This is a genomic window from Halorubrum ezzemoulense, from assembly GCF_004126515.1.
GTDB classification, from domain to species: Archaea; Halobacteriota; Halobacteria; order Halobacteriales; family Haloferacaceae; genus Halorubrum; species Halorubrum ezzemoulense.
Map to the genome: position 1 here is coordinate 1,439,356 of NZ_CP034940.1, position 11,903 is coordinate 1,451,258.

Here is an 11,903-nt window from a genome sequence, read left to right on the forward strand (position 1 = left end):
CGCAGCCTCACACCTCCCCAGCCTCGTCGGCCGGCCTCCGCTTCGCTCCGGCCCGCCGACTCCCTCGCGCGTGCTCCTCGCGTCCGTTGGACGCTCGGAGGCACGCGCCACCGCCTCACAAATCGATGAGCGGCGCTGGCAGGCACATCGGTTTGTAAATCGTGCCGCCGCGTCGCGCAGCCGCTGCGTCGCTCTCACACGTACTTTCGCGCGAACGCGTACAGGTCCGGGATGATGTACGCTACCCCGCCCACCGCGAGAGCGATCACGAGCGGGACCCCCCATGGGGTGTACCCGTCGAGTCGTATCGACCACCTGAGCAGCCCGGCGGCCTCCACGAGCGGCGGCACGAGGTACACGCTCGCACCGACCGCCGCGGCCGCCGGCGCGTGGACCGCCGAGACCCGATAGCCGTAGGCGCTGCCGGCGATGAGGGCGAGGCCGAGAGCGATCACGAAGGCGGCGTAGATGAGCGCGCCGAACCCGCCGAGCGGACCCGGTCCGTAGAGCGTGAACTCGTAGACGCGCTCGTCCGCGAACACGTAGTACAGGCCTCCCTCCTCGGGAGCCTCCTCGATGTCGATCCCGGTGTCTCCCGGAGCGACGTCCAATCCCGAGGGAACCGGTTTCGAGATCGAGACGCTGCCGTCGTCGGAGTCCGCCGCCACCGTGAAGAAGCGCTGTCCCCGTTCGGAGAGGTCCTCGTATTCGAAGGCGAACCCCTCGCAGTCGGCGAACGCGACGCTGACGTCTCCGGAGTCGGCGTCGTCCGTCGGGAAGAAACACGCCAGTTCGCCGCCGTCCCTGACGAAGTTCCAAGCCCCCGACCGGAACTCGGACGGGAGGTCGTCGACGGCGACCTCGTCGCGATCGCCGGCAGCCTTGACGGAGGCTTCACCGCGATCAGAGCCGGCGTCGACGACGTCCCGCGCCGCCCCGGAGAGGTCCGCGTAGCGGTGGACTTCGCTGTCCGTTCGATCCACCGAGTACGTAACCGGGGCCGGGTCCGTCGCGCCCGCGACAGCGCCGGTGACGACCCCGACTCCGACGACGAACAGGCAGAGGGCCGCGAGGAGTTCGGGTGACGGGCGATTCATCACCTGTTCCGATCCTCCGACGGCGTATGTGTTTTGTGTGACCTCGATTCGGCGACGGCGCTCCCGGCGCGGGCGGAAAGTGCTTCGCCGCCGAAACGCACACCATTCTCCGGCGCGTACGTGACGCCGTGTACGCCGGACTGAAGAACACTCCCTGTTGCCTGTGCGGCCGGGACGACACCCACACCCGGATCGCCGTGCCGCCGCGGGCGCTCCGGCTCATGGAGAACGGCGAGCCGATCGCGTGGCGCGACGTGGTCGGCACCGTGACGCTCCGCTTCTGCGCCGACGACTGGGACCTCGTGAGCGACCTCGCCGTCGAGATGGACGCGCACCCGCTCTCGCGGTGTAACGCGGCGCACGTCTCCCTCGACCTCCGCGAGGACCACGAGGCGCTGCTGTCGGCGACGAAGGCCGAGACGGACCAGACGGAACTGGAGACGCGACTGGCATCCGAGGCCGAGGCGACGCTCGACGCGGTCGACGATCCCTACACAGAGGAGCGCGACGTGGTCGAGGCGATCGTGGTGTTGCGCGCGCTAGAGGAGCTCGGCGTCCGGGAGCCCCCCGGCGACGCCGCCGCGCTGGCGCGCGACGACTGAGACGGTCGGGCGGCGCCGACGCCCGCTCACCGCCTGACCTCGAACCCGTCTTCCCCCTCCGGCGCGCCGTACTCGGCGTCCACGTCGCCGACCTCGGCGGCCCGGCTCCCGGTCTCACACCACGCCACCATGTCGCGAACGGCTCCCTCCGGACCCTCGAAGACGGCCTCGACCCGGCCGTCGTCGAGGTTCCGCACCCAGCCGTCGACGCCCTTCTCGCGGGCGGCGTCGCGGGTGCTCGCCCGGTAGTAGACGCCTTGGACGCGGCCCGAGACGAACACGTGCGCTCGAACGCGGTCGGTCATCGGTCGGTGGTGCGGCGCGCTGCCTGTTAAACGACCCGCCCGCGACCGACCGGCCGCCGACCGACCCGCGCCCGCAACCGACGCCTACTAACTCCCGCGCGCCGACGTGGGCGACATGGACCTGTTCGGAACCGCCGGGATCCGCGGCGGCGTCGAGGACCGCGTCACCCCGTCGCTCGCGCTCGCAGTCGGGCGGGCCGTGGGCGCCGAGATCCGATCGCGTACCGACGATTCGACCGCCGCGTCGACGCCCGAGCCGACGGTCGTCCTCGCCCGCGACGGGCGGGTGACCGGCCCGGCGCTCGCGGCCGCGATGGAGGCCGGTCTCTCCGCCGGCGGCGTCGCCGTCCGCCGCGCCGGGCAGCTCCCGACCCCGGCGCTCGCGTACGCCTCGCGGGGGCGCTACGGCGTGATGCTCACCGCGTCCCACAATCCGCCGACGGACAACGGGATCAAGCTGTTCCGCGACGGGACGGAGTTCGACCGCGACGCGGAGCGCGCCGTCGAGTCGCGGGTCGCCGACGAGGAGCCGGTCGCTCCGTGGGACGAGTGGACCGAGCCGACTCGAACCGACCCGCTCGGCGACTACCTCGCCGCCGTCCGCGAGTACGCCGCGGGGTTCGGCGCGCCCCTCGACGGGCTCCGGGTCGCGGTCGACTGCGGAAACGGGATGAGCGCGCCCGCGACGCCGACCGTCCTCCGCGAACTCGGCGCCGACGTGGTCACGCTCAACGGGAACGTCGACGGCCACTTCCCCGGCCGCGGGAGCAAGCCGACCCCGGAGACGCTCGCCGACCTGCGCGCGTTCGTCGCCGACGCCAACGAGGGCGTCGAGGACCCCGGACGGCCGACCGACGACGGGAGGGGAGCGGGAGGCGACGGCGACGCGGACGAGACCGAGGGGTTCGCCTTCGGTATCGGTCACGACGGCGACGCCGACCGGATCGTGATCGTCGACGCGGACGGCGAGGTCGTCCACGAGGACACGGTGCTCGCGGTGCTCGCGGAGCGGTACACCCGCGCGAGCGACGCCGCTGACCCCGTCGTCGTGACGACGCCGAACGCCTCCGGTCGGATCGACGAACGCGTCCGCGACGCCGGCGGGCGCGTCGAGCGCGTCCGGCTCGGCGCGCTCCACGAGGGGATCGCCGCGGTCCGGGAGGACGCCAGCGCGGCCGGCGCCCTCGGCGAGGCCGGCACGGTCGGCGAGGCGGGCGCCGCGGGAGAGGTGGGCGCTGACACGCGCGTCGTCTTCGCGGCCGAACCGTGGAAGCACATCCACGTCGCGTTCGGCGGCTGGATCGACGGCGTGACCTCCGCGGCGGTGCTCGCGCGCCTCGTCGCCGACGAGGGGCTCGACGCGCTCCGCGGCCCGGTGACCGAGCGCCCGTACCGAAAGGTGAGCGTGGCCTGTCCCGACGACGCGAAGGAGCCGGCGATGGACCGGTTGGCGACGGCGTTGCCGGACGCGTTCCCCGACGCCGCGGTGGACACCGACCACGGCGTCCGCCTGGAGTTCGACGACGCCTCGTGGACGCTGGTTCGGCCCTCCGGCACCGAGCCGTACGTCCGCGTGTACGCCGAGAGCGACGACGTCGACGCCCTCGTCGCCGAGGTCGAAGCCGTGGTCGAGGACGCGGTCGCGGACGCGTAGGGCCGGCCGGTCCGACCGCCGACGCCCCGTCGCGGACGCGTCGGCGACCCCGCGTCACCCCGTTCGGAACCGTGAGAGATTCGGGTTCGTGGATCAGACGGCGGCGATCGGGCGACTGATACCCCGGAATCGGGCCGCTTCTCTCCACGAACGTGCCACCTCGACACCGCGAGAACGACGAATTTATGCCGCGTTCCGACGGGGGTACGAGTGAGATGGCATCCGACTTCGATCGGCGGCGGTTCATCAAGGCGGCAAGCGCAGCGGGCCTCGTCGGCCTCGCCGGGTGTAGCGGCGGCCCGAGCGGTGACGGGGGCGACGGGGGCGACGGCGACGTGCCGGCGCGGATCGGCATCGTCTATTCCGACGGCGGACTGGGGGACAACTCGTTCAACGACGCGGCCCAGCAGGGGATCTTCCAGGCGGAAGAGGAGTTCGGCATCGCGTACGACGAGTCGGAGCCCGACGGCGCCGGCGAGTTCGAGCAGTTCCAGCAGCAGTACGCCGGCTCGACCGACCCGGCCTACGACCTGGTCTGTACGATCGGGTTCAATCAGGGCGACTCGCTCTCGCAGACCGCGCCCGAGTACCCCGACCAGGACTTCATGATCGTCGACACCGTCGTCGACGAACCGAACGTCGCGAACTACCTGTTCCGCGAGCACGAGGGCTCGTTCCTGATGGGCGTGCTCGCCGGCCGCCTGACCGAGACCGAGTTCTCGGCCGGCGCCGGCGAGACGGACCCGGACTCGACGACCGTCGGGTTCGTCGGCGGCGTCGACAGCCCCGTCATCCGCCGGTTCCAGGCCGGGTTCGAGGCCGGCGTCGACTACGCGACCGACGACGTCGACGTCACCACGAGCTACGTCGGCAGCTACGCCGACCCCACCGGCGGGCAGGAGGCGGCGCTGTCGATGTACCAGAGCGGCGCGGACGTCGTCTACCACGCCTCGGGCGCGACGGGCGTCGGCGTGTTCCAAGCCGCACAGGAGGAGGGGCGGTTCGCCTTCGGCGTCGACCAGGACCAGTCGGTCTCCAACGAGTCGTTCTCGGACGTCATCCTGGCGTCGATGGTGAAACGCGTCGACACCGCGGTGTACGAGTCGATATCGAACGTCATCGACGACAATCACCAGGGCGGGTCGACCACCGCGCTCGGCTTGGAGTCCAACGGCGTCGAGTGCGTCTACGGGCAGGAGATCGGCGACCAGGTCCCAGACGAGATCGCGACCGCCGTGGCCGACGCGCGCGACGAGATCATCGCCGGGAACATCGAGGTCCCGGAGACGACGAGCAACTGAACGCGGCGCCGCCGACTCGGAACCGAACCTCGCCGGCGGAATTTTTGTTTCCGGTCGGGCGACGGAGTGTCCCTCGTTCCGGTCGGACGACGAACAGGACCGGGCGCAGTAGCTCGGAATCCGGGCGCTTTTAGGCTCCGGCGCGGAGTTACGGGTGAATGAACCCGGCGGTCCACTTGGACGGTATCACGAAGCGATTCCCCGGGGTCGTCGCGAACGACGACGTCGATCTCGCGGTGGAGCGCGGGAGCGTCCACGCCCTCCTCGGCGAGAACGGGGCCGGCAAGACCACGCTGATGAACGTCCTGTACGGTCTCTACCGACCGACCGAGGGGACCGTCCGGCTCGACGGCGAGCCGCGGTCGTTCGACTCGCCGCGGGACGCGATCGACGCGGGCGTCGGCATGATCCACCAACACTTCATGCTCGTCGACCCGATGACGGTGTGGGAGAACGTCGTCTTAGGCAACGAGCCGACGACTTGGGGCGGACTCCGCGTCGACAGGGAGGCGGCGCGGGAGGCCGTCGTCGAACTGAGCGAGCGGTACGGCTTCGACGTGGACCCGGACGCGACGATCGCGGACATCTCGGTCGGAGAGCAGCAGCGCGTCGAGATCCTGAAGGCGCTGTACCGCGGCGCCGAGGTGCTCATCATGGACGAGCCGACCGCGGTGCTGACGCCGCAGGAGGTCGAGGAGCTGTACGGCGTCTTCGAAGAGCTCACCGAACAGGGGAAGACGATCATCTTCATCTCGCACAAGCTCGGCGAGGCGCTGTCGGCGGCCGACGACATCACCGTCCTCCGCGACGGGGTCAACGTGGGCACCGTCGCCGCGGCCGACGTGACGCGCGAGGAGCTCGCGGAGATGATGGTCGGCCGGGAGGTGCTGATGGACCCCGCCACGTCGCCCCGAGAGACGGGCGAGCGCGTGCTGGAGGTGACCGACCTGTGCGTCGAGGACGACCGGGGCGTCGAGGCGGTCTCGGACCTGTCCTTCGAGCTCCGGGGCGGGGAGATCCTGGGGATCGCGGGCGTCGACGGCAACGGACAGTCACAGCTCGCCGAGGCGATCACGGGTCTGCGCGAGACGGCGTCCGGGGAGATCCGCTACCGCGGCGAGTCGATGGTCGGGCAGACCCGCCGCGACCGGATCGACCGCGGGATGGCGTTCATCCCCGAAGACCGACAGGAGCGCGGCCTGGTGATGTCATACGACCTCACCGAAAACGGGGTTCTAGGGAGCCAACACGACCCGCCGTTCGCGCGCGGCGGACGGCTCGATTGGGGCGCGGCGCAGGACCACGCCGAGTCCGTCATCGAGCAGTACGACGTCCGGCCGCCGGACGCCGACGCGGAGGCCGAGTCGCTGTCGGGAGGGAACCAGCAGAAGTTCATCGTCGGGCGGGAGTTCGAGCGCGACCCTGAGCTGGTCGTCGCCGCCCACCCCACCCGCGGCGTCGACATCGGCTCCACGGAGTTCCTCCACGACCGGCTGCTCGAACTGCGCGCCGAGGGGAAGGCGGTCCTGCTCGTCTCCTCGAAGCTCGACGAGGTACAGGGGCTCTCCGACCGGCTCGCGGTGATTCACGAAGGAGAGTTCACCGGAGTCGTCGACCCCGCGACCGTGACCGAAGAGGAGATCGGGCTGCTGATGGCGGGCGAGTCGCTCGACGACGACTCGGTCGAACGGGCGGCGATCCACGACGCCGGCGGCGCGCCGGACGAGGTCGACGGCGGGGCGGCCGACGACGAGGGGGTGGACGCGTGAGCGATTCGGCGCCCGACGGGGACCGTACGGAGTCCCTCCTCGCCCGCGTGGTCGCCCCCTTCGTCGACCGGAGCGTCGCCGAGCGGCTCGTCATCAGCGTCGCCGCGATCCTCCTCTCGATCGTCGTCGGCTTCGCGCTCGTGCTCGTCTCCGGCCGGATCGCGCAGTGTTCGACCGCGGCGTGGACGATGCCGCTCACCGGGATCGGCTTCTGTTACGACCCGATCGAGGTGTACGTCGTGCTGTTCAACGGCGCGCTCGGGTACCCGTTCGCCGTCGGCGACCCCGGGCTGTTCAACCCCGCGTGGACGCCGTTCAACCTCTCGTTCGGTCTGACGCTCTCGGAGACGACGCTCCTGATCTTCACCGGGCTCTCCGTCGCCGTCGCCTTCCGCGCCGGCCTGTTCAACATCGGCACGCAGGGGCAGCTCGTCGTCGGGGCGCTCTCGACCGCCCTCTCGGTCCTCGCGCTCGCGCCCCTGCTCCCGGCCGGCCCGGTCGCCGGTGCCGTGCTGATCGTCGTCGGGACCGCGGCGGGCGCGGTCGGCGGCGGACTCTGGGGCGCGATACCCGGCGCGCTCAAGGCGTACGCCGACGCCAACGAGGTGATCACGACGATCATGCTCAACTTCGTCGCCGCGAACGTCGCGTACGTGCTCGTGTTGGAGGTGTTCCGCGCCGAGGGCTCCTCGGTGGTCGCCACCCGCTACGTCCCAGAATACGCGCAGTTCCCGTCGGTGCTATTCCCCCCGTCCACCGACTTCGCGCTGCTCGCGCTGGCAGGGGGCATCGCCTTCATCGGCGCGCTCTACTACTTCGTCGAGCACACGTCGCTCGGGTACGACCTCCGGACGAGTGGCGTCCAGGCGGCCGCGGCCGAGTACGGCGGTGTGAACGCGAAGCTCACGACCGTGCGGGCGATGACGTTGTCCGGCGCGCTCGGCGGTATCGGCGGCGCGGTGTGGGTGCTGATGTCCGAGGGGCGGTGGATGGCCTCGATCCCGGACCTCGGCTTCGACGGGATCACCGTCTCGATCCTGGCCGGGAACAACCCGATCGGCGTGCTGCCGGCGGCGTTCCTCTTCGGGGTCCTGAAGGGCGGCGCCTTGGAGATCGGCTTCCGGACCGACGTTCCCACGGAGCTCGTCGCCGTGCTGCGCGGGCTCATCATCCTGTTCGTCGCGATGCCGGAGTTCTTCCGGATGATCGGTCGATACACCGGCGTCGGGGGGACTGCCGGCGGCCCGGGCGGCGCGGCGTCGGCGGAGTCAGATGCCTCCGCCGGCGGCGACGGGGGTGAAGCCGATGCGTAACCCGCTCTCGCCGGCGTCGCTCCTCGAAGGCGCGAGCGAGTCGGGGTACGTCCGTTCGCTTATCGCCGGCACCGTCGGAGTGCTCGCGCTGCTCGGCGTGTCCGGGCTCGCGTTCCCCGACTCCGTGGCGGGCGACCTCGCGGGCATCGTCTTCTCGACGAGTACCGCCACGTCGACGGCGCGGCTCGCGGCGCCCATCGTGCTCGCCGGACTCGGCGGCATCTTCGCCGAGAAGTCCGGCGTCATCAACATTGGCCTAGAGGGGCTCCTCATCATCTCGGCGTTCGTGTCGGTGTACGCCGCGTCGGTCGTCGGCGTGGGCAACGCCGTCCTCGGCGTCCCGGCGCTCGCGATCGCGTTCCTCGCCGGCATCGCGGCGTCGACGTTCCTGTCGGCGGTGTTCGCGGTGGTCTGTATCGAGTTCAAGGCCGACCAGATCATCGCCGGGCTGGCCGTCTGGCTCATCGCGTTGGGGCTCGCGCCGTTCCTGTCGACCGTGTTCTTCGGCGGCGTCAACACGCCGAACCTCGGCGTGAGCGTCGGGTGGCAGTACTCGGCGACGATGGTGGTTTTCGCGACCGCCGGCTCGTGGTGGCTGTTGAACAAGACCGCGTTCGGCAAACACCTCCGCGCGGCGGGCGAGAACCCGAAGGCGCTCGACACGGTCGGCGTCTCCGTCTCGAAGGTGCGCTACGCCGGGGTGCTGCTCTCGGGCGTCCTCTCCGGAGTGGGCGGCTCGGCGCTGGCGCTGTCCATCGGGCAGTTCGTCGGCTCCGGCGAGACGATGGTCCAGGGCAAGGGATTCATCGCCATCGTCGCGTACCTGTTCGGCAACTACAATCCGCTCGGGACGCTCGGCGCGGGCGCGCTGTTCGCCGGCCTCGACGCGATACAGATCCGGCTCCAGCAGCTCGGGTACGCGATCCCGGACACGCTGGTCCAGACCATCCCGTACGTCGTCGTGATCGTCGTCCTCACGCTGGTCGGCCGGACGCAGATCCCCGAGGCCGCGGGCGAACACTACGAGACCGAGGAGTAGCTCGCGCCCGCTGACGACCTCCCGGGTCCGGACGGTCAGTCCGACGCCTCGGTCTCCTCGGTCGGCGAGGGCAGTCGCAGGTCGGCGAACGCCTCGGTGTCGCCGATCCCCGTGACGATCTTGACCTCGTCGGTGATCGGGACGCCGACGCAGGAGAGGCGGGCGTTCGCCCCGCGGATCTGCTCGTCGGAGAGGATCGACTGCCCCGGCATCGCCACGTCGCCCTTCACCACGACCACGGCGCAGTTGGAGCAGGCGCCGCCGCGGCAGGCGTACGGCCACGACCGGCCGCCGCGCTCCGCCGCTTCCAGGATCGACTCGCCGGGCTCGACGAGGAAGCGGCCGTACTCCGGGAGGTCGAGGTCGGCGTCCGCGGCCTTCTCGAAGAGGTCCTCATCGTCGAGCGACCAGCCGTGCTCGGTCAGCGCGTCGCGGTCGAGGTGATAGACGGTAGACGGCGACCCGGTGCGGACCGGTTCGACCGACCCCTCCGCGTACCGCCGAACCACGTCGGCCGCCTCGCCGACCGGCTCGTCGCCGAGGTCGTCGAACCAATCGCGGACCGTCGCGGGCGCGAGGTTCGACTCCGCGGCGACCGCCCCGATGTCGACCCCTTCGAGCCGGGCGACCGTCGAGACGAGCCCCGGCGAGTCGAGGGCCGTGATCGTCTCCTCGACCCACTCCTCGGAGCGGTCGTACCACGAAGCGAGTTCGGCCGTGCCGATACCTCGGTCGTACGCGACGGCGGTCATCAGCGCCGCGGTCGCCTCCGCCGACCGGACCTCCGAGAGCCACGCCCGGAGCCGGTCGGCGTCGACCCGTTCGAGTTGCCCCATGTCCGTATCGTTCGTTTCGAGGCCGTTAAACGACGAGCCTGAACAGTTAGGCTCCGGACGCGCCCCGGCTCGCCCCGGCCATCGCGAAATTCGTCGGCGCGCGGCCGACCGAAACGGGAGCAAAGAGTTTTGCCCGGCGCACGACACGGTCCGGTAATGGATATCGACGAGTACGACGTCGTCGTGGCGGGGGCCGGGACCGCCGGCTGCTACGCCGCCGCGACGATCGCGAACGAGGGGCTCGACGTCGTCATCGTGGAGCGGAAGGACGCCGAGGAGGCCGGCCACATCGCCTGCGGCGACGCCCTGAAGGGCGCCGACGCCTTCCCCGAAGCGATCCCGAAGGACCGACTCGAACCCGCGTTCACGAACACCGGCGTCGACCACGGTCGCTTCGAGATCCCGCAGGAGGACACGGTCCTAGAGATCCCCGTCCCCGGTGAGCTCGCCGTCATCGATCGCTGGGAGTACGGCCGCCAGCTCATCTCCGGGGCCGAGGACGCGGGCGTCGACTTCCACTACGACACCGTCATCAACGACGTGAGACAGGACGAGAGCGGCCGCGTCACCGGTATCCACGCGGTGCGGAAGGGCGACCCGCGGACGTACGAGGCGGACGTCGTGATCGACGGTGCCGGGTCGCTCTCGCTGCTCCAGGACAAGGCGGACTTCGAGGGGACGACCTTCGACACGAACGTCCGGTACTCGCAGTTCTGCTCGGCGTACCGCGAGATCGTCGACGTGCCGGAGCCGGTCGAGTGGGACGACGCGCTGGTGTTCAAGGCGACCGACCGCGCGGCGGGCTACCTCTGGTACTTCCCGCGGACCGCGACGGAGATCAACGCCGGCCTCGGCTTCCAGATGACGGAGGAGCCGATGAAGCTCGTCGAGTCGCTGAAGAAGGACCTCCGCGACCGCCCCGAGTTCGAGGGCGCGGAGGTCCGCGACAAACTGGGCGCCGCCCTGCCCACCCGACGCCCCTACGACTCGGCGGTCGCGCCGGGGTACATGGCGGTCGGCGACGCGGCGGGTCACGTGAACCCGACGACCGGAGGGGGAATCGCCGGCGCGGCGTACGCGGGCAAGTACGCCGGCGAGCAGGCCGTGAAGGCCGTCTCGGACGACGACGTGAGCGAGGAGAACCTCTGGCGGTACAACACCCGCGTGATGGACCACTTCGGCGGCCGGTACGCCGGCCTCGACGTGTACAACGTCCTCGCGACTTCGGTCGACGTGGACAACCTCATGGGGCTGCTCGCGTCGCTGCCGGGCGAGAAGCTCGCGGAGGCGCTGTACGAGGGGTCGACCTCGATGTCCTTCGGGCTGAAGCTGAAGGCCGCGGTCAAGTCGTTCGGCTACTGGGGGACGATCCGGAACTTCTACCAGACGAAGTCGCTGGCGGACGAGCTGATCGGCCACTACGAGGAGTACCCGACGAGCCCCGCCGCGATGGCGAACTGGACCCGCCAGCGCGACGACATCATGGACCGCGTCTACGAGACGACCGGCGCCGACGCGAAGTACTGAGGCCGTGAGCGGCTACCGGCTCACTACCGTCGAGACGGTGCGCGAGCAGGGCTCGTGGGCGTTCACGGCTCGTGAGGGCGACGAGGACCGCGAGGTGTTCCTCGTGCCGTGCGCGGACGAGTCGGATGAGCGCGACGACGAGGACCCACCGGTGCGTGCGTGGATCAACCGCTGTACCCACGAGGACCAGCGGCTTCACCGCGAGGCGGTGGGCGCCGTCACCCGCGGCGGCTCCGTCGTCTGCCCGAAGCACGGCTCGGCGTTCGACGCGTGCGACGGCGGCTGCGACAACGGCGAGGCGGCGGGCACGACGCTCCGATCGGTGGACGTGACCGTCCGCGACGGCGCGGTGTTCCTGACCGACGACGACCTCAGCTACCTCCGCGAGGGGTTGCCGGACGAGGACGACGACGACGGCGCGGGGCCGTCGTCGAGCTCGCACCTCACCTTCTGAACGGGG

11 protein-coding genes are annotated in these 11,903 nt (G+C 70.8%); 8 read left to right on the top strand and 3 right to left on the bottom strand.

The window, feature by feature from the left end; genetic code table 11:
• Positions 1–194: 194 nt before the first annotated feature.
• Positions 195–1,097 carry a hypothetical protein gene (locus EO776_RS07190; RefSeq protein WP_049929651.1) on the bottom strand — a complete coding sequence of 301 codons (903 nt, stop codon included), beginning with the start codon at positions 1,095–1,097 and terminating at the stop codon, positions 195–197.
• Between the two features lie 128 nt (positions 1,098–1,225).
• On the opposite strand from EO776_RS07190, the gene EO776_RS07195 reads away from it, so the two are divergent.
• On the top strand, positions 1,226–1,699 hold the full coding sequence (locus EO776_RS07195; RefSeq protein WP_086215896.1) for a hypothetical protein: 474 nt from the start codon (positions 1,226–1,228) through the stop codon (positions 1,697–1,699).
• A gap of 26 nt (positions 1,700–1,725) precedes the next feature.
• On the opposite strand, the gene EO776_RS07200 is transcribed toward EO776_RS07195, so the two are convergent.
• A complete protein-coding gene (locus EO776_RS07200) occupies positions 1,726–2,004 on the bottom strand; it encodes an acylphosphatase (protein WP_049929649.1) in 279 nt (92 codons plus the stop codon).
• 115 nt (positions 2,005–2,119) lie between these two features.
• Here EO776_RS07200 and EO776_RS07205 point away from each other — a divergent pair, with 115 nt between their 5' ends.
• The 5 genes from EO776_RS07205 to EO776_RS07225 all read left to right on the top strand — a co-directional run bounded on the left by EO776_RS07205 (position 2,120) and on the right by EO776_RS07225 (position 9,080).
• Positions 2,120–3,658 carry a phosphohexomutase domain-containing protein gene (locus tag EO776_RS07205; RefSeq protein WP_094519361.1) on the top strand — a complete coding sequence of 513 codons (1,539 nt, stop codon included), beginning with the start codon at positions 2,120–2,122 and terminating at the stop codon, positions 3,656–3,658.
• Positions 3,659–3,873: 215 nt separating this feature from the next.
• Entirely contained in the window at positions 3,874–4,959 is a 1,086-nt protein-coding gene (locus EO776_RS07210) for a BMP family lipoprotein (protein ID WP_086215894.1), read from the top strand.
• Between the two features lie 158 nt (positions 4,960–5,117).
• Positions 5,118–6,728: an ABC transporter ATP-binding protein gene (locus EO776_RS07215; protein WP_094553492.1), complete on the top strand. Its 1,611-nt coding sequence runs from the start codon at positions 5,118–5,120 to the stop codon at positions 6,726–6,728.
• On the top strand, positions 6,725–8,041 hold the full coding sequence (locus EO776_RS07220) for an ABC transporter permease (RefSeq protein ID WP_049929645.1): 1,317 nt from the start codon (positions 6,725–6,727) through the stop codon (positions 8,039–8,041). The genes EO776_RS07215 and EO776_RS07220 overlap by 4 nt, the downstream gene beginning before the upstream one ends.
• Positions 8,034–9,080, top strand: coding sequence for an ABC transporter permease (locus tag EO776_RS07225; RefSeq protein ID WP_086215892.1), 1,047 nt, complete (start codon positions 8,034–8,036; stop codon positions 9,078–9,080). Before EO776_RS07220 ends, EO776_RS07225 begins: the two co-directional genes overlap by 8 nt.
• A 35-nt stretch (positions 9,081–9,115) precedes the next feature.
• Here the strand turns inward: EO776_RS07225 and fer are convergent, their stop codons facing one another.
• Entirely contained in the window at positions 9,116–9,916 is an 801-nt protein-coding gene (fer, locus tag EO776_RS19615) for a ferredoxin Fer (protein WP_094519360.1), read from the bottom strand.
• Between the two features lie 156 nt (positions 9,917–10,072).
• On the opposite strand from fer, the gene EO776_RS07235 reads away from it, so the two are divergent.
• Positions 10,073–11,443 (top strand): geranylgeranyl reductase family protein, encoded by a 1,371-nt coding sequence (locus EO776_RS07235; RefSeq protein WP_094580682.1) that lies wholly within the window; start codon positions 10,073–10,075, stop codon positions 11,441–11,443.
• Positions 11,444–11,447: 4 nt separating this feature from the next.
• Positions 11,448–11,897 carry a Rieske (2Fe-2S) protein gene (locus tag EO776_RS07240; protein WP_049929641.1) on the top strand — a complete coding sequence of 150 codons (450 nt, stop codon included), beginning with the start codon at positions 11,448–11,450 and terminating at the stop codon, positions 11,895–11,897.
• The last annotated feature ends 6 nt before the right edge of the window (positions 11,898–11,903 follow it).